At 69.6% G+C, this 20,710-nt stretch carries 17 protein-coding genes; 10 read left to right on the top strand and 7 right to left on the bottom strand.

The genetic code is table 11. The features are described 5' to 3' along the window. Positions 1 to 6 precede the first annotated feature (6 nt). The 3 genes from POL67_RS13640 to POL67_RS13630 all read left to right on the top strand — a co-directional run bounded on the left by POL67_RS13640 (position 7) and on the right by POL67_RS13630 (position 4,487). Entirely contained in the window at positions 7 to 2,016 is a 2,010-nt protein-coding gene (locus POL67_RS13640) for an LTA synthase family protein (protein ID WP_271917739.1), read from the top strand. Next, the gene (locus POL67_RS13635; protein WP_271930805.1) at positions 2,017 to 3,186 is read left to right on the top strand and encodes a formimidoylglutamate deiminase; all 1,170 of its coding nucleotides are present in this window, start codon (positions 2,017 to 2,019) and stop codon (positions 3,184 to 3,186) included. Positions 3,187 to 3,557: 371 nt separating this feature from the next. Then, positions 3,558 to 4,487: a zinc metalloprotease gene (locus POL67_RS13630; RefSeq protein ID WP_271917738.1), complete on the top strand. Its 930-nt coding sequence runs from the start codon at positions 3,558 to 3,560 to the stop codon at positions 4,485 to 4,487. Positions 4,488 to 4,572: 85 nt separating this feature from the next. Here the strand turns inward: POL67_RS13630 and POL67_RS13625 are convergent, their stop codons facing one another. Beyond that, positions 4,573 to 6,774: a tetratricopeptide repeat protein gene (locus POL67_RS13625; protein WP_271917736.1), complete on the bottom strand. Its 2,202-nt coding sequence runs from the start codon at positions 6,772 to 6,774 to the stop codon at positions 4,573 to 4,575. A gap of 58 nt (positions 6,775 to 6,832) precedes the next feature. Further along, positions 6,833 to 7,633, bottom strand: a complete 801-nt coding sequence (locus POL67_RS13620) for an SDR family oxidoreductase (RefSeq protein WP_271917735.1) — start codon at positions 7,631 to 7,633, stop codon at positions 6,833 to 6,835. A gap of 126 nt (positions 7,634 to 7,759) precedes the next feature. On the opposite strand from POL67_RS13620, the gene POL67_RS13615 reads away from it, so the two are divergent. Genes POL67_RS13615 through POL67_RS13605 form a run of 3 tightly spaced genes read left to right on the top strand, consistent with a single transcriptional unit; the run spans position 7,760 to position 11,431 of the window. Next, complete coding sequence (locus tag POL67_RS13615; protein WP_271917734.1) at positions 7,760 to 8,518, top strand: ribonuclease HI; 759 nt, start codon at positions 7,760 to 7,762, stop codon at positions 8,516 to 8,518. 9 nt (positions 8,519 to 8,527) lie between these two features. After that, the gene (locus POL67_RS13610) at positions 8,528 to 10,081 is read left to right on the top strand and encodes an alkaline phosphatase family protein (protein ID WP_271917733.1); all 1,554 of its coding nucleotides are present in this window, start codon (positions 8,528 to 8,530) and stop codon (positions 10,079 to 10,081) included. A 9-nt stretch (positions 10,082 to 10,090) separates the two neighbouring features. After that, positions 10,091 to 11,431 (top strand): serine/threonine-protein kinase, encoded by a 1,341-nt coding sequence (locus POL67_RS13605; RefSeq protein ID WP_271917732.1) that lies wholly within the window; start codon positions 10,091 to 10,093, stop codon positions 11,429 to 11,431. Here POL67_RS13605 and POL67_RS13600 read toward each other — a convergent pair. The 5 genes from POL67_RS13600 to POL67_RS13580 all read right to left on the bottom strand — a co-directional run bounded on the left by POL67_RS13600 (position 11,428) and on the right by POL67_RS13580 (position 15,977). Further along, the gene (locus POL67_RS13600; protein ID WP_271917731.1) at positions 11,428 to 11,787 is read right to left on the bottom strand and encodes a YkgJ family cysteine cluster protein; all 360 of its coding nucleotides are present in this window, start codon (positions 11,785 to 11,787) and stop codon (positions 11,428 to 11,430) included. The two genes, POL67_RS13605 and POL67_RS13600, sit on opposite strands and share 4 nt — an antisense overlap. A 12-nt stretch (positions 11,788 to 11,799) precedes the next feature. After that, a complete protein-coding gene (locus POL67_RS13595) occupies positions 11,800 to 12,666 on the bottom strand; it encodes a hypothetical protein (protein WP_271917730.1) in 867 nt (288 codons plus the stop codon). Between the two features lie 98 nt (positions 12,667 to 12,764). Further along, positions 12,765 to 13,727, bottom strand: a complete 963-nt coding sequence (locus POL67_RS13590) for a hypothetical protein (protein ID WP_271917729.1) — start codon at positions 13,725 to 13,727, stop codon at positions 12,765 to 12,767. Between the two features lie 217 nt (positions 13,728 to 13,944). Beyond that, positions 13,945 to 14,979, bottom strand: a complete 1,035-nt coding sequence (locus POL67_RS13585) for a hypothetical protein (RefSeq protein WP_271917728.1) — start codon at positions 14,977 to 14,979, stop codon at positions 13,945 to 13,947. A gap of 107 nt (positions 14,980 to 15,086) precedes the next feature. Then, positions 15,087 to 15,977: a hypothetical protein gene (locus POL67_RS13580; protein WP_271917727.1), complete on the bottom strand. Its 891-nt coding sequence runs from the start codon at positions 15,975 to 15,977 to the stop codon at positions 15,087 to 15,089. Between the two features lie 273 nt (positions 15,978 to 16,250). On the opposite strand from POL67_RS13580, the gene POL67_RS13575 reads away from it, so the two are divergent. The 4 genes from POL67_RS13575 to POL67_RS13560 all read left to right on the top strand — a co-directional run bounded on the left by POL67_RS13575 (position 16,251) and on the right by POL67_RS13560 (position 20,670). Beyond that, positions 16,251 to 17,384, top strand: a complete 1,134-nt coding sequence (locus POL67_RS13575; RefSeq protein WP_271917725.1) for an ATP-binding protein — start codon at positions 16,251 to 16,253, stop codon at positions 17,382 to 17,384. Continuing rightward, positions 17,381 to 19,828, top strand: a complete 2,448-nt coding sequence (locus tag POL67_RS13570; protein WP_271917724.1) for a DUF5682 family protein — start codon at positions 17,381 to 17,383, stop codon at positions 19,826 to 19,828. The genes POL67_RS13575 and POL67_RS13570 overlap by 4 nt, the downstream gene beginning before the upstream one ends. A gap of 75 nt (positions 19,829 to 19,903) precedes the next feature. Beyond that, positions 19,904 to 20,392, top strand: coding sequence for a hypothetical protein (locus POL67_RS13565; protein WP_271917723.1), 489 nt, complete (start codon positions 19,904 to 19,906; stop codon positions 20,390 to 20,392). After that, positions 20,389 to 20,670, top strand: coding sequence for a hypothetical protein (locus POL67_RS13560; RefSeq protein WP_271917722.1), 282 nt, complete (start codon positions 20,389 to 20,391; stop codon positions 20,668 to 20,670). The genes POL67_RS13565 and POL67_RS13560 overlap by 4 nt, the downstream gene beginning before the upstream one ends. The last annotated feature ends 40 nt before the right edge of the window (positions 20,671 to 20,710 follow it).

Below are 20,710 nucleotides of genomic sequence, written 5' to 3'. Positions count from 1 at the left end.
ACGGACGTGACCGAAGGAAGCCCTGGGCCCGCCGCGACGACGGCGACGACGGCGACGACGGCGACGACGAACCCCGGCAAGCGCAAGGCGAAGAAACAGCTCGGACCCGCAGGGCAGCGGCGCAAGCGGCTTCGGCGGCGGCGCAGGTGGATCGGGTTTCTGGCGCTGCTCACGCCGATGTTGTGGGTGCTCGCCACGGATCTCCTGCGCCGGCACGATCACCTCCTGCGGCTCGATCGATGGCATCGGCTCGGCTACCTCGCGGGGCTCTGCGAGAGCTTCGTCTTCTGGGCCGTCCTGCTCTACGTGGCGTCACGCGCCCGCGGGATCTTCCGCGTCGCCGTGGGCGGGCTCTTCGTCCTGCTCTTCTCGGTCGCGCTCGGCGTCGAGGGCGCGTTCCACAGGCAGTGGAACACGTACCTCACGCTCGACGGGCAGATCCATTCGAAGTCGGTCGCGCACTCGCTCTACGGCTACCTGCCGCTCGGCCGCCCGACGCTGCTCTTCGAGGTCGTGCTCGCGATCGCGGCCTCGATCGGGATGCTCGTCTTCGCGCGAAGGTTCGTACGACCTCGTCGGATCCCGCGGCTCGTCGCGCCGATCCTCGTCCCGGCCGTGCTCGTCCTCGCGGTAAAGACGCCCGTCAGTTACCGGGTCGTCATGTCGTCGCCGCCGGATCTCCTCTACTTCCACGGCGTCACCGCGACCGTGAAGGAGAACCTCGACCTCACGAACGACTCGCCCGATCTGCGCGTCGAGCGCCGGCGCCCCGAGTCCGTGCCGAAGCTCTCCGCGAAGCCGAAGCGGCCGCGCAACGTGCTGCTCGTGCTGCAAGAGAGCCAGCGCGCCGACGTTTCCTGCGTCGCCTACGACCCCGCCGGCGACTGCGCCACGCCCTTCTCGAACGAGGCCATGCCGAACCGCATGCCCCTCCACGAGATGCACGCGCATGACTCGACGACGGCGATCTCCATCTCGAACATCTGGTCCGGCGTGCGCCCGACCGAGCCACGCGCCGTCTTGCATTCCGTGCCGCTGCTCTGGGAGTACGCGGCCGCGGCGGGCTGGGATACCGCGTACTGGACGAGCCAGAACCTCATCTTCGGCAACGCGCGGCTCTACGTGCAAGACATCCCCGCGAGCCATTTCGCGGTCGCGACGCACATCGACACGATGGCCGATCTCGACGCAGGCGCGTACGACGCGCTCCTCACCGAGCGCGTGATCGAGGAGTTCGGCGAGCTCGAAGAGCCCTTCTTCGCCGTCGTGCACTACTCGAACGTGCACTACCCCTACGTCTACGACGAGAAACACGCGCCGTTCCAGCCGGCGGTCTTCAAGAACGCGCCCGAGCTCAACGACCAGTTCCTGAACTACTACAAGAACGTCGTGTACCTGTCGGACATGGCCGTGGGCAAGCTGCTGCGGCACGTGCGCGAGAGCGACAAGGGCGCGCGCACGGTCGTCGTGTACACGTCCGATCACGGCGAGTCGTTCCGCGAGCACTGGCAGATGGGGCACACGAGCTCGCTCTACGAGGAGGAGATCCGCGTGCCGACGTGGATCGACGCGCCCGAGGGCACGCTCGCGCCGGAGGAAGAGGCGAGCATCCGCGCGGCCGAGCACGCGTACGTCTATCACCTCGACCTCGCGCCCACGTTCCTCGATCTCCTCGGTGTATGGGATGATCCTGCGCTCGTGCCCTTCCGGCGCCGCATGATCGGCCACCCGCTCACGCGGCCCGAGCGTACGGTCGAGCCCGTGCCGCTCACGAACTGCACGGGCGTGTGGGAGTGCGCGTTCCGCAACTGGGGCGTGATGCAAGGGCCGCTCAAGGTGCAGGCGCGCGAGTGGGACGCCGAGTACCACTGCTTCGATCTGCGCACCGATCCCGACGAAGAGAAGAACCTCGGCGAGGCCGCGTGTGGATCGCTGCCGCTCTTCGCGCGCTCGCTCTACCATGTGATGCCGAACGTCACCCCGCCCGGTCGTCCCAAGGTCAACTGGGGCAAATGAATCGCGGCCGCGCGTGACGCTCGCGACGAGGCGCTCATGAACGAGAGGTTTTTCCTGCCCGCCCTTGCGACCGCGCATTCCCACGCCTTCCAGCGCGCGATGCGGGGCGACGCGCAGCGGCCCGGTCCCACGGGCACGGACGATTTCTGGTCCTGGCGGACCTCGATGTACACGCTCGCGGACACGCTCACGCCGGAGAGCATCCACGCGATCGCGCGCGTCGCGTACCGCGAGCTCTACCGCGCCGGCGTGCGCACGGTGGGCGAGTTCCATTACGTGCATCACCAGCCGGGCGGGACGCCGTACGACGATCGCGTCGTGCTCGCCGATCAGGTGATCCGCGCGGCGAAGGCCGAGGGGCTCCGCATCGCGCTCCTTCGCGTGATTTACACGCGCGCGGGCGCGGGAAAGCCGCCCGAGGGGGCGCAGCGCAGGTTCAGCGACGCGGACCTCGATCGATCCCTCGCCGACGTGGAGACGCTCGCCGCGCGGTGGGCGAACGATCCCGACGTCCGCATTGGCGTCGCGCCGCACAGCGTGCGCGCGGTCCCGCCCGATTGGCTCGGGCCGATCGCGGCGTTCGCCGAGGCGCGCGGGATGATGCTGCACGCACACGTGGCCGAGCAGCCCGCGGAGATCACGGCGTGCCTCGCGGAAACCGGGAAACGACCCGTCGAGCTCCTCGGCGACCGGGGCGTGCTCTCGCCACGCTTCGTGGCGGTGCACGCGACGCACCTCGCGCCGCACGAGGCGCGGCTCCTCGGCGAGGCGGGCGCGTTTGTTTGCTTGTGCCCGACGACGGAGCGGGATCTCGGCGATGGACTGCCGGACGTGACGGCGCTCGTGGGCGCGGGCGCCTTGCTTTGCACGGGGATCGACAGCCACGTCATGACGACGCCGCTCGAGGATCTTCGGTGCGTGGATCTCGGCGAGCGGCTCCGCACGGGCAAGCGCATCGCCTTGCGGACCAGGGATGCGGGGGGGCGGACGCCGGCCGAGGAGCTCTTGCGGATCGGCTCCGAGCTCGGGGCGCGGGCGTGTGGGTTTTCGGATGTCGGGGGCGAGATCGAGGTCGATCTCGGGGCGCCGGAGCTCGATCTCGTGCGTCCGGAGCATCGGCTCGACGCCGTCGTATACAGCGCCAACGCTGGAATATTCCGCCACCGTTGATTGAACGCCGTGGTCATAGGAATGACCACAGACGAACGGAGTCACGCCGATGGCGCCGAATCCGTTGCAATTCATTTGCAATTGCAGCGCCAAGCGTGTGGCGTGAGCCACGACGGCAGCCTCTCGATTGGCGAAGCTGGACCAAATTATCCGCAGCTTCGGATATTTACACGTCCCGCCCCAAACGGACGTAGGCCCGGTCGCGCGCGCGCGGCGTCCAATTGTTTTGCAATTTGATTGCTTTTGATACCGATCGCGTCATTACGCGTCCCGGCATGGCGTCGATTTCGAATCGATTTCACTTGAATAAAACGGTGCGCGACCTGTACATTGCGTGGGTCCTTTTTTTCCGACAGCACAAGGAGAGCCGCATGCGCAATTTTCAGTACACGGTCGTTCTCGGGGGTATCTTCTCCGCCTTCGCGCTGCTCGGCGCGGGCTGCAGCGCCGACTCGACCGAGCTCGGCGAGGGCGTGGATGTCGGTGGCGAGACGGAAGCCGCCGGGATGCCCGTCGTGCGCACCTGCGGCACGAAGGAGCTGACGGCGGAGGAGTTCGCCAAGCTCGAGGCCGAGTTCGAGCAGCTCGCTCCCTGGAAGGACAACTTCAACGTCAGCGTCGGCGCGACCATCCCCGTCTACTGGCACGTCATCAACAAGGGCTCGGGCGTCTCGAACGGCGATATCCCGCAGAGCCAGATCGACGCGCAGATCCAGGTCCTCAATGCCGCGTACGCGCCCTGGGGCGTGAGCTTCAACCTCGTCAGCGTCGACCGCACGACGAACAGCACGTGGTACACGGCGGGCCCGGGCACGGCGGCGGAGACGAACATGAAGACGGCCCTCCGCCAGGGCTCGGCGGACGACCTCAACATCTACAGCTCGAACCCGGGCGGCGGCCTGCTCGGCTGGGCGACGTTCCCCTCGAGCTACACGAGCTACCCGAAGGATGACGGCGTCGTCCTCCTCTTCTCGTCGGTCCCCGGCGGCACCGCGACGCCGTACAACCTCGGCGACACGGGCACGCACGAGGTCGGCCACTGGATGGGCCTCTACCACACGTTCCAGGGTGGCTGCGCGAAGAACGCCACCACCGGCGGCGACGGCGTTTCCGACACGCCGGCCGAGAAGTCGGCCGCGTACGGCTGCCCGACGGGCCGCGACAGCTGCGCGGCCATTTCGGGCGTCGATCCCATCCTGAACTTCATGGACTACACCGACGACGCCTGCATGAACACCTTCACCGAGGGCCAGAGCTCGCGGATGCAGGCCCAGTGGGCCACGTACCGCAAGAACAAGTGATCCTCTCCGTCTGATCGTCGGATAAAAGGAAAAACCCCGCCTCGGTCCAGCCGAGGCGGGGTTTCTCGTTTCGAAGGCCCGGACTTTATTCGGCGTTGTCCTTTGGCCCTTCGTTGTAGGAGCGCGGGCGGTGCTTCGGATCAACGCCGCCGTGCTTCTCGCCGTTGTCGAGCGTGTCGACCGCGAGGTACGCGAGCCAGGTCCCGGGGTGCTCCTCCGCGAGCGCGCGCAGGGTGTCCTCGTGCTCCTTCAGCTTCTTCTCGTCGAAAAGGCACTGGAGCCCGAGCGCGAGGAGCCCGATCTCGTTCGCGCCCTTCGCAAAGCCGATCTCGTAATGGGGCCACGCCTCGTCCGGGCGGTGCATGCGGCAAAGCGTGTCGCCGGTATACACGTGCGCCATGGCCCAGTCCGGCGCGAGCTCAAGCGCCTTCCGGCTCTCGGCGAGGCGCGTCTCCATGTCCCCGCGCGCGCCCTTCATGACCGAAAAATTGAGGTGCGCCTTCGCCGACATCGGCACCGCGTCCTTCGTCGCCTCCCAGAACGTGAGGTCCGAGCGGTAATCCATGGCGTGCGCGTAGGCCTTGACGCACTGGAACACGAAAAACGCCACGAACACGGCCGGGACCACGAAGCGGAGGCGCGGGCGCTTCGACAGGCGCTCGTGCACCGCCGCGAAGGCGACCGCGAGCACGAGCGAGGTGCCGATGACCGGGAAATACCAGAATCGCTCGGCCCGCACGGTCGGCAGGACGACCGGGATGTTCGAGTGCGGGAAATAACTCACGACGAGCCAAACGAGGCCCACCGCCACGAGCGCAAGCCCCGCGCGCCCGAGCGGACGCGGGGCCTCCGGCGCGTCGGGCGGGACCACGCCACGCGTGGAATCGGCGAAGAGGCCAAGCGAAATCGCGAGGACGGGCACGGCCAGGATGGCCCAGGAGAACCCACGCAACGTGAGCGAGATGCCGCGAGGACGAAGGACGAAGACTTCGACGGCCACGAGCGCGGGTGCGAGCGCGAAGAGGACGGCCGCGAGGACGGCAAGCCGAGGGCGGCCCGGCGCCGTTGATCCCGCGAGCCCAAGCCGCACGATTTCCTTGCGCGCCGCGCGTTCCCGGACGACGCCGACGATCCACGCGACGATCCCCGCGAGAGGCGGCCCGATCAAAAAGAGGCCACCGAGCACGCTCTCGGCGAACACCAGGCGGTCGGGCGCGGGCTCCTGCGGGAACGAGTAATCACCGCTGAGGGTGCGCGGAAAGACGACCTGCACGAGGCCACGCCAGTAGACGCGGAGGGCGCCGGCGATGCGGTGCGGGAGATCGACCTCGGCGAGGGGGTTGTTCAGCGGGTCGCGCGGGAGCGGCGCCTGGTGGAACCAGAGGAGGAAGGCGCGCGCGGCCCGCGAGAGCTGCGAGGCGCCCTCGGGCAAGGGTTCGAGGAGCTCCGCTGGCGTCGGCGAGGGGAACCAGCGTTTGCGCAGCTCGACGTACAAGACGAACGCGAAGACGGAGGCGACGAGCGCGGCCGTGGTGCGGAGAATGCGCGCAGGGCGCTCGGGGTGCAGATGCGGCGCGAAGACGAGCGCAGCGAAGGGGACGAGCGGGACGCAGACGACCGCGCTCTCCTTGCTGAAGAGGCCAAAGAGGAGCGCGAAAAAGACGCCTGCGGGCATGAGCCAGCCCGGGAGCGCGAGCGCGAGCACGGCGAGGAGGGCGCCCATGCCGCCGAAGACGTCGGCAATGCCGACGATGCCGCTCACGGCCTCGGTGAGAATGGCGGCGGAGACGAAGATCGCGCCGGCGAGATAGGCCGTGCCCCGCCTGCGCGTGATCCGGAAGGTCACGAGCGAGAGGAGCGCGCCATTCACGGCGTGGAAGAGGACGTTGTAGAAATGGTGGAAGAAGGGCTGCTTGGAGATGGCCCAGAGCGCGCGCCACAGGAAATTGGGGACCGGACGATAGGAGCCGACGCTGCGATCGGGCGGCAGGCCCCAGAAATCGCGGAAGATGGCGTCGATGTAGCGCAGGCCCCCGGTGGCGTTGACGTACGGGTTCGCGAGGAGCGCTTCCTGCTCGTCGAAGATGTAGTTCGTCGTGGGCGCCCGGGTATAGAGCACCATGCAGAGCAGGATAAAAGGCGCGAGGACCCAGAAAAACCCGGGGTCGTACCCGAGGACGTATTCACGGCACCACGCGTAGGCGGCGCGAAAATGGTTTGTCCTGGGTGCGGGCGCAGGTGCCGGTGCGGGAGCCGGCGCAGGCGCAGGCGGGGGCGCTTCGGTCACGGGGGCCGAAGCGGAGACGTCTCCCTCGGGGGAGGTATGGGGATCGCCGGCGTTCACGCTACGGGTCGGAGATCGGCCAGATGTCGCCCCAGAGCGAGGCACCCCCGTCGATCGGGATCACCGCGCCCGTGATGAAATCGTTGCGCTCGCTGGCGAGGAACACGACCACACGCGCGACCTCGTCCACGCCGCCGAGGCGCTTCAAGGGCGTCGCCTTGCGCGCGACCTCGAGCATCCCGTCGCCATATTGCGCCGTGCCGCTCGAACGAATCGTGCCCGGCGCGACCGCATTGACCCGGATTCCATGCGAGGACCACTCGACGGCGAGCGTGCGCGTGAGGTTCTCGACGCCCGCGCGCGCGGCGCCGGTGTGCGCCATGCCCGGGAACCCGCGGACGACCATGGCCGTGACGTTGACGATGCGGCCGCGCTTCTGCGGGATCATGGCCACGTTCGCGACCTCGCGGGTCATGTAGAACGTGCCGTTCAGGTTGTTGCGGACGACGGCCTCGAAGCCCCGCGGCGAGATCTGCTCGGCCGGGCTCGGGAACTGGCCGCCCGCGTTGTTCACGAGGATGTCGACGCGGCCGAAGCGATCCATCACGGCGCGGACGAACGCCTCGATCTGCGCAGGCTCGCGGATGTCACAAGGCAGGCCGAGGAGGCAGCTCTCGGCAAGGCCCGCCTCGCGCAGGGTGCCGAGCGCGGCTTCGATCTTCTCGGGTTTTCGTCCGCAGATCGCGATGCTCGCGCCGAGCCGACCAAGCTCCCGCGCCACGGTGAGCCCGATGCCGCTGCCGCCGCCGGTGACGATGGCCACCTGCCCCTCGAAGAGGCCAGGCGCAAAGAAGGGTCGCACGTCTTCGTTCTCGTTCACGAACGGGGCGTGTACAACGGGCAGGGCCGGCTGTCACGGGGGCGACGGCGTGACGGAACCGATGACGATTGCTTTCGTCATGGCGGGGGTCTGTGCCAAGGTGCGCGCGTGCCGTGGGTACGAGCGCTCCTGCGCGGGCAAAAAGTGTATGCGAAGGCCGACGAGGCAGGCCGCCTGGTCTCGGACGGCGGTCGTGTGGAGATCCGGTACAAGCCGAACGACGGGCGGAAGTACGGAGCACGCGAGGACAACCTGAAGGTGGTCCCGGGCGAGGTGCTGCCGGACGACGCGTGTGGTGAGGCCGAAGCCGTCGAGAAAAAAGAGGGCGAGGCCAAGGGCGCGACGAAGTCCGCGGGGACGAGCCGGGCCAAGGCGACGACGTCCGAGGAGCGCAAGGCCGCAGCGAAGGCCGCGCACGACGCGGCGCCGCCGCCTGCGGACGGGCAGGTCGTCGCCTACGCGGACGGCGCCTGCACGGGCAATCCGGGGCCGGCGGGGCTCGGGGTGCTGGTGGAAGATGGAGATCGGCGGATCGAGATCAGTGAGTATCTCGGCAACGGGACGAACAACATCGCGGAGCTGACGGCGATCTTGCGGGCCGTGGAAGCCGTCGCGGACACGGGGAAATCCCTGCTCGTCCGCACGGACAGCCAGTACGCGATCGGCGTGCTCCAGAAGGGCTGGAAGGCGAAGGCCAACACGGACCTCGTGGCCGAGGTCAAAGATGCCCTGAAGCGCAGCAAAACGCGGCTCGAGTACGTCCCCGGCCACTCGGGCGTCCGCGGGAACGAACGCGCAGATACGCTGGCCCGGGAAGCCGTGCGATCGCGGCGGACGACCCGGCAAGCGAGCCCGAAGAGCGAGTAGAGTACACGCATGGTGGTGGCGAGGCAGAAGCCCGTGGTGTTGTGCCTGCTCGACGGGCTCGGGGAGCGCGACGCGCGTGAAGGAAACGCGGTCCGGCTGGCGAAGGCCGAGGCGCTCGCGCGGCTCGGCGAGCAGTTCGGAAAGACACGCCTGCAGGCGAGCGGCGAGGCCGTGGGGCTCGGCGCGGGCAAGGTCGGCACGGGCGCACTCGGATACGAGGCGATCGGGACGGGCCGGACGCCGCGCCCTGCGCGCACGCGGATCGACGAGGCGATCGCCGCGAAGAAGCTCTGGTCGAACAAGGTCATCGAGCGGGCGATGTGGATCGCCAACGACCGGAACTGCCGCATGCACCTGTTCACGCCGATCTCGGCGGACGGCGCGCACGGGACGCTGGAGCACCTGCGGTTGATGGTGCGGGTGTGCGAGGCGCACGACGTGAAGGTCGTGGTGCACGCGTTCCTGGAAGAGAGGGCCTCGGCGCCGCGGAGCGCGTGGAAGCTGCTCGAGCCGCTCGCCTTCGAGCTCGAAGACAAAGGCGTGATCGGGACGATCGCGGGGCAGTCGTACGCGATGGATCGGAGCGGCCGCTGGGACCGCGTGGAGAAGGCCTACGCGGCGATCGTGCGCGGCGAGGCAAAGACGAAGGAGACGCCGTACGAGGCGCTGCAGGCCGCGTATCAGGCGAAGCTCACGGACGGGAACGTCGAGCCCACGCGGATCGGCGAGTACGAGGGGATGGTCGGGTCGTTCATGGCCGACTTCGCCTCGGGGCAGAGCGCGGGCTGGGCGTGGTTCGGCGAGGAAGCGGGGCTCGTCCTGACGCACCGCGCGGACCGCGTGGAGCAGCTCGCGGCGATGCTGGTTCGTCGCGGCATCCCGCCCGAGGTCGAGGCGTACCTGACGGATCGGAAGAAGCCCGTGTACGCGTTCGACGAGTTCGGCCTGCTCTCCCTCGTGGGGCTCGATCCGGCGCTCGAAGTGATGAGCGCGTTCCCGGACGAACCCCCGGAGGGCACGCTCGGCGACGTGATCGCGGCGGCGGGGTTGACGCAGCTCCGGATCGCGGAGCCGGACCGCGCGAGGCACGTGGCGCAAGGGTTCGACGGGGGTCGCAGGACACGCAAGGACGGCGAGGAGATCCGCGTCGTCGAAGCGGAGAACATCGCGGAGGCAGCAACACGCGCGATCCGCGAAGGGAGCCACGACGTGGTGATCGTGAGCCTCGCGGCGATGGATCACGCGGCGCACCGGGGCGATCTCGCAGCGGCGATCGCAGCGGTCGAGGCGGTGGACGCGGCGGTCGCGCAGATCGCGGCGGCGACGGAGGAGAAGGGCGGCGCGCTTTTCGTGGTGGGGACCCACGGCGGCTGCGAGGAGATGCTCGACGCGGAGGGCAAGCCGCGCGGCGGTCATACGACGAACGTGGTGCCGTTCGTCTCGACGCACCCGCGCGGAAAACTCGCCGACGATCGGAGCCTCGCGGACGTGGCGAAGGTGGTGCTCGAGGTGCTCGGGATCGAGGCGCCGAGCGGGATGACGGGTGGCCGCTCTCCGGTGTAGGGGCTCGATTTGCAGGCGCAGATAGGGCCGTACCGGGTCCGGGAGAAGCTGTCCGAAGGGGCAATCGCCACGCTCTACCGCGCCGAGCACGAGCGGCTCGGGCGCGTGGCGATCGTCAAGGCGCTGAAGGGGACGCTCGCAGAAGGGTCGCCGCTCGGGTCGGCGCTCGGGCGCGAGGCGCGGATCCTGGCGAAGATGGGGCACGCGTCGGTGGTGCGTTGCCTCGACGTGTCGCCGGGGTCAGGCGCGACGTGGGTGGCGCTCGAAGACGTGCCGGGGCCGCGGCTCGCGGCCGTGCTCGCGCGGACGAAGCGGCTGCCGCACGAGGTGGCGATGGCGATCGCGCTCGGCGTCGCGTCGGGGCTCGGGCACGCGCACGCGCGAGGGATCGTGCACCGCGACGTGCGGCCGGAGGGGATCGCGCTCGCGCCGGACGGGCGGAGCGTGCTCGTGGATTTCGGGGCGGCGATGGATCTGTCGGCGCCCGCCGCGCCGTCGCCGTTCGACGGGAGCGAACGGCTGTCCGGGCCGGAGTACGCAGCGCCGGAGCAGATCGTGGGGGAGCCGGCGAGCCCGCGATCGGACGTGTTTTCCCTGGGGGTCGTGCTCTACGAGATGCTCGCCGGGGCGCGGCCGTGGGACGAGGGCGCGGAAGGGCGCGAGGAGCTCGCGCGGCGGGTGCGGAGCCAGGAGCCGCAGCCGCTCGATCGGCACGGGATCGTGCTGCCGCGAGGGCTGTCGCGGATCGTGATGCGCTGCCTGGCGAAGCGGCCGGAGGATCGGTTCGAGGACGGGGACGCGCTGGCCGAGGCGCTGGCCGAGGCGCTCGACGAGGCGACGCGGGATCCGTCGCGGAAGCTCGTGACGCGGGCGCTCGCGCTGTCGTTCCTGGGCGAGGAGATCGGCGAGGAGAAGGGGCGGAGGCAGCCGAAGAAGGGGCCGCCGCCCTTGCCGCTCGGGCCGCTCGCGCAGAGGCTTGCCGTGCTGTTCGGGCTCGTCGTGGTGGGCGCGGTGGTGGTGGAGGGGTTCGTCCGCGAGGAGGACGTGACGGCCGAGCCGGCGAGCGAGGCGGACGCGTCGGAGCGGGGTTACGTAAAGGTGCTCGCGCGGCCGTGGGCCGAGGTGCTCGTCGACGGGCGGTACGTGGACGTGACGCCGATCGGGCGTCCGATTCCGGTCGTTTCGGGCCGGCATTACGTGACGTTCAAGCACCCGAACGCGCCGGACGAGAAGCGGGAGATCCGGGTCATTGCGGGACAAACCGTCCTCTTGGACGTGACGATGCGGATCGAGCGTCGCGCCGCGCCTGTGGGGGCGGACGCGGGGACGGACGCGGGAGATTCTCCCTAACGGTTTTTCCGGACGATTGATTCGAGTGCGAGCAAGGGGCGCTCTTGCTTCAAGCTGAGCTCGCCGAGGCACGCGGAGGTGCCACGCTCGAGGGAGCGGCAGGCGTCCGGGCGCATGGGATAGATGGAGCAGACGAAGCGGCGCGTCGCCGGATCGGGGACGAGCGCGGCGCAATGGCCGTCCTCGATGCGCATGTAGCAGCGATTGCCGATGAACTCGGTGAGCGCGCGGGCGCTGTCATCCATGCGGTCGTGGTCGACGCCGAAGACGCGGACGTACTCGGGGAGGTCGGAAAAGCAGCAGGTGCCGCAGAGCAGGCAATCGGAGGGGACGTCGGGAAGGCGGGGGGCGGGCATGGGGGAAAAGGGTCAGGGCTGGCAGGTGCCCGATTTGCAGGAGAGGCCGGCTGCGCAGTCGTTAGGGAAGAGGCAACCCTGGCCCTCGGAGCACCTCTTGGGGTCTGCCACGTCCTCTGCGCAATTGCCACCGCAATCCGAGTCGGTCTCGTTGCCGTTTTGGACGGCGTCGCTGCAAGTTGGCACCTGGCAGACTTTGGGGCTACCTATGCACAGTCCTTCACCTTCGCAGTCGGACCGCTGGTTGCACTTCAGGCCGGCCGCGCAGGGCGTGCACGGGCCACCACAATCGATGTCCGTCTCGCCGCTGGGGGAGTCAAAAACACCGTTCAAGCAATGCAGAGGAACACACCTGCCGATCGAGGTACACTTGTACCCGCTACAATCGGCATCCACGGCGCATTCGATGCAGTTGAACGCGTCGCCGCATAGACCGACTTTACCCCATTTCGTCGTGCATTGCTTACCGGGATCGGGCTGCGGGCTTGCCCCCGCCGAGCAACCGTCCTGGTAACACGGATCGACGAAATCGTAAAAATCGCCGTCAATCTCGGTCTCCGTGACGTTGCCGGTCGCGTCGCACTCGCGCACCTTGCAATCACCGTAGATCTGTGCGCCCACGGGCGTGCCGGGCATGTTCACGGTCGTCCATTCACACACCCCGGCGTTGCACGAGGGGCCGACCTTGCACTCGTTGTCTGCACAGTCCGCTGCGCTCGTACATTCCAGCCCGCCCGTGCCTCCCGTGCCCCCCATCCCGCCCGCGGCGCCCGCGCCGCCCGTCCCGCCCGTGCCGTCCGTCTGTAGCTCCGGCGCACACGCCGCCGCCAAGAGAAAAATCGAAAGCCCAAGAAACCCAAAGACATGCCGATACATCACCGCCTCCGGGCGGGATCGTAAGCGATGTCTTTCGGGGTCGGAAGAAAAACGCCGGCGCGTGACGAACAAAAATCACGCGCTGGCGCGCGGAGAGCCGCTCAGGGGCAGGCGTTCGGGCAGGAGCCGCCGCAATCGATGCCGGCCTCGTCGCCGTTCTGCAGGGCGTCCGTGCAGCTCGGCTCGGCGCAGAAGACGTCGACGCAGACGCCGCTCTGGCAGTCCGTCGGGAGCAGGCAGCCCTCGTCCTTGGCGCAGGGCGGGCATTCGCCGCCGCCGCAATCGAAGCCGGTCTCCTTGCCGTTCTTCACGGCGTCCATGCAGCTCGGCACGGCGCACATGCCGCCCGTGCAGACGCCGCTCTTGCATTGCGAGCCGTTCGTGCAGGTCTTGCCATCGTCGCAGGGGAGGCAGTTGCCGCCGCAATCGATGTCGCCCTCGCCCGGGTTCTTGATGCCGTTGCCGCAGTTGATGCCGACGCAGACGCCCTGCATGCACATCTGGTTGCCGCTGAAGCAGCCCTGCACGCCCTCGATGCATTGCACGCACTGGCCCATGTCGTTGCAAATGCCCGCCGCGGAGCAGAGGAAGCCCTGCCCCTGGACGTTGTGCATGGCGACGCCCTCCACGCAGACGTCGTCGGTGCACTCGTTGCCGTCGTTGTAGACGTCGTCGTTCTTGTGGACGGGCGCAGGCTGGGCGCTGCCGTCGCATTGCACCTCGGTGCAATCGCCGTAGACCTGCGAAGGCAACGGCGTGCCCGCCGGCTGCAGGGCCTTGCGGACACACTTGCCCGCCTCGCACGCCGGCTCGCCGCAGAAGTTTGCTTCTCCCTGGGCCGTGCAGTCCGCCGCCTTCGTGCACTCGGGAGGCACGCCGCCGCCGTCGCCGCCCATGCCGCCCGTGCCGCCCATGCCGCCCGTGCCGCCGGTACCAGCCGTCCCGCCGCTCGACGAGCTCGACGTCGCGGTGTTGGAGCCGGGGTCATCCCCGCAGCCGACCGCGGACGCCGCAATCGTCGCGCCGAGGATACAAGCGATCATCCAAGCTCGTTCGATTCTCATGGCAAAGCATTCCTCCCGGGCCGCGTCGCCCGCGGCTCTTTCGACGCCGAAGCGCGAGCCCCCCCGGCGCGCGTCTTCGGAAAAAGAACGCGCGCCCCCGCGGGCGGAGGCCGCCTGCGAGGGCGTGAGGGCTCGGGCTTTCGTTACGTCCGTGACAGGTGTACGGCTGCACGATAGCGCAAGAGGCCGGCGCGCGGGGTGGAGATTCGCGCGCGGCTCAGGGCTCGATACATTTCGTCGCGCAGGTCCCGCCGCAGTCGACGCCGATCTCGCTGCCGTTCTGGGTCGCGTCGGTGCAGGCGGGCGCCGCGCACTTCGCGGCCTGGCAGACGCCGGAGGCGCAGTCCTCGGGGACGTGGCACGCGGCCCCGAGGACGGTGTTCGGCGGGCACATCGGGCCGCCGAAGTCGGGGAAGGTCTCGGTGCCGTTCAAGGCGCCGTCGGTGCATGTGGGCGCAACGCACAGCTTCGTGGCGGGGTCGCAGACGGCTTCGAGGCAGTCGAGCGGCCCGTTGCAAGCCTTGCCGACCTCACAAGGCGCGCAGGCGCTGCCGCCGCAGTCGATGTCGCTCTCGTTGCCGTTCTTCGAGCCATCCTTGCACGTCCCCGGCACGCACTTGTTGATGGCGACGTCGAGCGTCTCGGTGTCCTTGTAGTTCTTCGACGCGACGCAGGAGGTGCCGTTCTGGCATTCGTTGGCAGGGCCGTTGACGTTGCAGCGCACGCACTGGGCGGCGTCGTTGCACTTGCCGTTCATGCCGCAGGCGAAGCCCGCATCCTGGTTGATGTGGAGCATCTCCCCGTTCATGCACGTGTCGAGCGTGCAGGGGTTGCCGTCGTCGAACCGGTCGTTCGTGTCCTCGACCTGCATCACGCCGCCGTTCGCGTCGCACACGGCGCGCTTGCAGTCGCCGTACGTCTGGCTCTCGAGGACAGTGCCCTCCTGCAGGAGGACCAGCATTCCACAAGCGCCCCCGTCGCAGATGCGGACGCCACACGGGGAGTCGACGCCGGGGCACTCGCTGCGCTTGCAGGTGTCGGCGCTGCCGCCGCCCGAGCTCGAGCCGCCGCCATTGCCGCCGGTGCCGCCGCCGCCCTCGCCGCCCTCACCGCCGGTGCCGCCCGTGCCGCCCACGCCGCCCGTGCCCGTGCCGGTCGGGTTCCCCGGGTTCGGGTCGGTCCCGCAAGCCACCGCCAAAGAAGAGAGCCCCGCAATCACGAGGGGCAAAATCCAAGCTCGTCCGATTCGCATGCTCGAAGCTCCTCCACGCCAGATTTGGCGTTTTCGATTCCTTCACTCGGCCGCGAGAGGCCCCCCCGTCCTCGCGGACCCCGGGGGCCTTCCCGGAAGTCAGACCATCATGGCTTGCATATGCCGGCCTTGCACGACAACCCCGTCGCGCAGTCGTTCGGAACGAGGCACCCCTGACCGTCGGAGCACCTCTTCGGGTTTGCCACGTCCTCCGCGCAGCTCCCGCCGCAATTCACGTCGGTCTCGTTGCCGTTCTTGAAGGTGTCCTCGCAAGTGGGCAGCTGGCAGGTTTTCGGGCTCCCGATGCACTGCCCTTCTCCCTCACAATCCGACCGCTGCGAGCATTTCAAGCCGACGGCACAGGGGGCGCAGGCGGCGCCACCGCAATCGATGTCCGTCTCTTCATTGGCCATATCGAGGACACCGTTCGCACAATGCAGCGGAACGCATTGGCCATTGGGGGCGCACTTGGCCCCAGGACAATGGGCGTCCAACGTGCACTCTCTGCATTGGAATTGATCAGTACAAAGACCGGTCTTGCCCCATTCCGTGGTGCATGGCTTACCAGAATCAGCCGTCGGCGAATTCCCCGCATTGCAATCATCCACGTAGCAGGGGTTCGCCCAGTCGTACTTGTCGTCAGGGTCCTCTGCCTGTGTGATGACGCCCAACGCGTTGCACTCCCGCCGCTTGCAATCGCCATAGATCTGCGCGCCGACGGGCGTGCCCGGCAGGTTCTCCGTCGTCCATTCGCACACCCCCTCGTTGCATGAGCCGCCAATGCGGCATTCGGGGGAGTCCGGGCACTGGTCGACCGTCATGCACTGCGGTGGCATCCCGCCCGTGCCGTCCGTCCCGCCGTCCTTCCCGCCCGACCCACCGTCGTTGTCTTCCGACGTATCGTAAATGTAGGTGTCGAACTCGACGCACCCAGCCGGCACGGAGAGGGCAGACACGAGCGCGAGCGGAACGACCAAGAGCCAAGACATTCGGTTCATCGAAGGCTTCTCCCTGCCCCGCCCGGCGCCCGCAGGCTTGCCCGGGTAGTTCGTCGGGACACGTCACGGATGATGCTAGCGAATCGTGCTCGGCAACGCGAGCCTCCGGCGAACTTCCAGCCGGGATCCGGCGCGGAGGCGGCGCGGCCCACGAGGGCACCGGGTTTCACCGCGTCGCGGCGCCCACGCGCGGACGAGCCGGATTGACGCGGAGAAATCACGCAGGTAGCCCTTCCGGAGCCGCACCACGCCGGGCGGCGAGAAGCGATCCGCGTGGCCGAATCCGTCCTCCGTCCCGCCGCAGAGGTGCTCTTTCGCGAGGAGCTCGACGCCCTCGCCGCCGCCGACACGCACCCGAAGCCGCGCGGCTTCCGTCTGTCGCCGCGGATGATCCGGACGTTCATCCTGGGCTCGGGCGAGGCGAAGCTCCCGTGGCCAGGCGGCGCAGGCGAGATCGCCGTGACCCAGAAATTCTTCGGGGACGACGCGCTGGTCGAGCGCGCGATCGTGACCCTGGCCTCGCCGCGCGCGCTCCTGCTCGTCGGCGAGCCGGGGACGGCGAAGTCGATGCTGTCGGAGCTGCTCGCCGCGGCCGCGACCGGGACGAGCCTGCTCACGGTGCAAGGCAGCGCCGCCACGACCGAGGATCAGATCAAGTACACCTGGAACTACGCGCTGCTCCTGGCGAAAGGCCCGGTGCGGGAGGCGCTCGTGCCTTCGCCGCTCTTCGCTGCGATGCGCGAGGGCCGGATCGCGCGCTTCGAGGAGCTGACGCGTTGCCCCGTGGAGGTGCAGGACAGCCTCGTGGGCATCCTGTCCGACAAGGTGCTCCGCGTGCCGGAGCTCGAAGGCGAGGACGGGATCCTGTTCGCGCGGGAAGGCTTCAACCTGATCGCGACGGCAAACGCGCGGGACCGCGGCGTGAACGAGATGAGCGCGGCGCTCCGGCGCAGGTTCAACTTCGAGTCGGTGCGGGCGATCCGCGATCCACGCGTGGAGATGGCGCTCGTCGAGCGCGAGGTGCAAAAGCAGCTCGCGGCGGCGGGGGCGAGCGTGCCCGTGCCGCAGGATGCCGTGGAGCTCGTGGTGACGACGTTCCAGGAGCTCCGCGCGGGGCGAAGCCGCGAGGGCGTGCACCTCGACAGGCCCGAGGCGCCGCTGTCGACGGCCGAGGCGATCGCGACGCTGCACGCCGCCGCGCTGCACGCGCACTACTACGGGACGGGGAGGCTCGGCGCCGAGGAGGTGGCCTCGCACCTCGCCGGCGCGGCGACCCTGGACGCAGCCGAGGACACGGCGAAGCTCGAACGGTACGTGGAGACGGTGGTGCGTGATCGGGCAGCGCGGCACGGCGGCCCGTGGGGCGCGCTGCTCGAAGCGTGGCGCAAGATCGGGCGCGAGCGATGACCCTGGGAGACCTCGGTGCGCCGAAGGAGACGCGCGCCGAGGTGGCGAAGCGGCTCGGGTTGTCGAGCGCGCTCGCGTTTTTTCCCGTGCGCCACCAGAGCCCGACGTGCGCGGCGAAGCTCGAAGCGTTCCTGCCGAGCTTCGCGCCGGACGTGATCCTCGTCGAGCTGCCCGCGCCGTTCGAGGAGCACCTCGAAGCGCTGCTCGATCCGGAGAGCCGCGCGCCGTTCGCGCTCTGCGCGATGACCGAAGGCAAGAGCCCGCGCTTCGTCGCGCGGCGGGACGAGATCCGCGCCGCGGAGGCGCCACGATCCCGGGCGTATTACCCGTTCTGCGACTACTCGCCCGAGCTCGTGGCGCTGCGGTACGCGAAGGCGAGCGGCGCTGAGGTGCGCTTCATCGATCGGTTCTCGCCGCTGCCCGAGGAGGAAGCGGACGGGGGTGAGGACGATCTCCCCTCGGCGGAGCGAGCGCTCGGCGAGCGGCTCGGGCAGGACGCGGGCGCGTGGTTCGGGCGGAGCCGGTTCACGGCGGCGCTCTGCGTACGGGCAGGCGCGCGAGATTTCGACGAGCTGTGGGAGGCGCTGTTCGAGCAGGGAGGCTGGGACGAGAGCCCCGAGGGCTGGGCGCTCGCGGTGGGCACATACGCGCTCGCGACGCGGCGGACGTTCGGGCAGGAGGAGCTCGAAGCGGACGGGACGCTGTTTCGCGAGCGGTTCATGGCGGCGAAGATCGCGGAGGCAGCGGCGCAGCGAGGGAAGCGCGTGCTCGTGGTGGCGGGGGCGCTGCACGTGGTCGCGCTCGGCAGCGCGCGGGAGACGCTGCCCGAGCTCCGGCGGGCGCCGAAGGACGACGTGGAGGCGGAGGTGCGGCTCGTGCCATACACGTTCCCGCGGCTCGACGCGCTGCTCGGGTACGCGCCGGGGATGAGCGGGCCGGCGTTCTACCAGCACGTGTGGGAGGCGCGCGCGGAGGCGGATCCGTTCGCGCATGCGGCAACGCGCGTGCTGCTCGAGACGATCCGGCGGGCGCGGGCCGAGGGCGACGCGCTCGGGCCGGCCGACGCGATCGCGGCGCTCGCGTTCGCGCGGGAGCTCGCGTCGCTGCGGGGGCGGCCGAAGATCGGGCGGGCCGAGGTGATCGAGGCCGCGACGAGCTGCTTCGTGAAGGGCGAGCTGCGGGTCTCGGGGCGGCGGGTGATCGCGGCGCTCGGCGAGGCGCTGCGCGGCAGCCGGATGGGCAAGCTCGGGCCGAAAGCGGGGCCGAGCCCGATCACGCGGGACTTCCGGGAGACGGCCGAGGCGCTCGGGCTCCTGCCGTCGGCAGGGCCGCCGCGCGGGATCGAGCTCGCGCTCGCGACGTCGAGGAAGGCGCGACGATGCTCGTGGTTCTTGCATCGCACGGCGTGGCTCGGGCTCGGGTTCGCGACGCAGGTCGGCGGAGGCGATGCGGAAGGGTTCGAGGCGGCGACGGAGCGCTGGAGCGTGGCGTACGCGCCGGAGGTGGACGCACGGCTCCTGGAGCTCGCGGCGGAGGGGGCGAGCGTGGAGGAGGCGGCCGCGCGGCTGCTCGCGCATGCGGCGCGGGAGGGCGAAGGCCGCGCAGGGGCGATCGCGGCGTGCGTGGGGCGAGGCGTGCGGATGGGGCTCGAAGCGATCTGCCTGCGGCTCGCGCCGGCGCTCCGGGCCTCGATCCACGCGGACGAGGATCCGCGGTCGCTCCTCGAAGCGGCGCGGAAGCTCCGGCGGGTGCGGGCGCAACGCGCGCGGCTCGGCCTTCCCAAGGCGGCGTGGCTCGACACGCTCGGGCGCGCGGCGTACGAGGCGGGGACGCGCGGGCTCGGACGGCTCGCGCAGACGTCGGGGGCGCGGGCCTCGGACGTGCCGGCGTTGCTCGCGGATCTCGGAGGGGCAACGCTCGCGGACGACGGGATGGGCCCCGCGCGCGAGCTCGTGCTGGCGAAGGCGCGGGCGGCGCGGGAATTCGCGCGGGCGACCTCGCCGCTCGTGCTGGGGGCGCTCGACGGGCTGCTCGTGAGCCTCGGCGCGGGGCATGGCTCGGAGCTCGGCGCGCACTTCGAAGCGGCGCGAGGGCGGCCCGAGGCGAAGGGCGCGTACCTCGAAGGCCTGCTCGCGCTCTCGCCACGCGCGCTGCTCGACGAGCCGTCGCTGCTCGAAGCGCTCGTCGCGCACGTGTCCTCGGGCAGCTTCGAGGGCTTCCTCGCGTCGCTCCCGTCCTTGCGCCGCGCCCTCGCGCGGCTCGGCCCTCGTGAGCTCGAGGAAATTTCTTCCCGCGCCGCGAAGGTGCTCGGGCTCGGCATCTCGGAGACGCTGCTCGTCTCGCCCTTGCCGCCCGAGGAGGTCGCGCGGCTCTCGGCGTGGGAGCTTCGCTGGCTCGAAGCCGAGGCGGCGTGGGCGGGCCCGACCCCGGAGCCGAATCGCTGACGCGGCGCCTCGCGCGCGGATTACGATGCGGAGCGAGGTGACGACGTGAGAGGACCGAAGAGAAGCTTGGCGTCGATGCTGGCCGTGGTGTTGCTCGCCTCGGCGACGGTTGCGTCAGCAGACGTGGTCGCCGGCCCCTCGCGCAAGGACATCCGCGTGGAGCGGAAGGAGCTCCGTCAGGATCGCAAGGAGCTCCGCGAGGACAGGAAAGAGATCCGCGAGGACCGCAAAGCGGGCGCGGATGCGAAGGAGCTCCGCGAGGACAAGAAAGAGATCCGCGAGGACAAGAAGGAGCTCCGCGAGGACCGCAAGGCGAAGCGCGAGGCGAGGCGCAAGGAGCTGCGCGAGAAGTGGGGCGACGTGGTGAAGCATCCCGATGCGCGCGCGGAACTGAAGGTGCACGCGCGGCGGGTGGCGCGGCTCGCGCAGGCGCGAAAGGTCGCCGAGGCGGACGGCAAGAAGGAGCTCGTCGCGCGGATCGACAAGCTCGTCGAGAAAGAAAACGCGCGTCACCAGCGCGTGATGGATCGGCTGAAGGAGAAGGGTTCGGGAGGTGCGCCGTGAAGAACGCCGTGCTCGCTTGCCTCGTGGCGCTCGCCTTTGCCGCGGGCTGTGAACAGAAAAAGGAAGACGCCCCGGCTGCCCCCCCGACGCCGACGACGACGGCCGCGGAGCTGCCGAGGCCGCCCGTGGGGATCGCGCCGCCCGTCGAGGAAAAAGCGGCCGCAGAGGCGGACGACCTTTCGACGCCGGAGGACTTCGAAGAGGAAGCCGAGAAGGACATCGCCTCCACGAACGTCGAGGCCGAGATCGACAAGCTCGAAAAGGAGATCGGCGAGTGAGGGGCCACGCGTCCTCCGGGCTTCGGGCACCGCTCGACGC

Source organism: Polyangium mundeleinium (assembly GCF_028369105.1).
In the GTDB taxonomy this organism is placed as follows: Bacteria; Myxococcota_A; Polyangia; order Polyangiales; family Polyangiaceae; genus Polyangium; species Polyangium mundeleinium.
The sequence above is the reverse complement of the archived record's forward strand: the minus strand, read 5'-3'. Positions and strand labels throughout refer to the sequence as shown.

Bases quoted from the DNA above. Each gene is read 5' to 3' on its own strand.
- POL67_RS13630 (WP_271917738.1), top strand. From the start codon at position 3,558: ATGCGCAATTTTCAGTACACGGTCGTTCTCGGGGGTATCTTCTCCGCC.
- POL67_RS13610 (WP_271917733.1), top strand. From the start codon at position 8,528: ATGGTGGTGGCGAGGCAGAAGCCCGTGGTGTTGTGCCTGCTCGACGGG.
- POL67_RS13600 (WP_271917731.1), bottom strand. From the start codon at position 11,787: ATGCCCGCCCCCCGCCTTCCCGACGTCCCCTCCGATTGCCTGCTCTGC.
- POL67_RS13590 (WP_271917729.1), bottom strand. From the start codon at position 13,727: ATGAGAATCGAACGAGCTTGGATGATCGCTTGTATCCTCGGCGCGACG.
- POL67_RS13585 (WP_271917728.1), bottom strand. From the start codon at position 14,979: ATGCGAATCGGACGAGCTTGGATTTTGCCCCTCGTGATTGCGGGGCTC.
- POL67_RS13580 (WP_271917727.1), bottom strand. From the start codon at position 15,977: ATGAACCGAATGTCTTGGCTCTTGGTCGTTCCGCTCGCGCTCGTGTCT.
- POL67_RS13570 (WP_271917724.1), top strand. From the start codon at position 17,381: ATGACCCTGGGAGACCTCGGTGCGCCGAAGGAGACGCGCGCCGAGGTG.
- POL67_RS13565 (WP_271917723.1), top strand. From the start codon at position 19,904: ATGCTGGCCGTGGTGTTGCTCGCCTCGGCGACGGTTGCGTCAGCAGAC.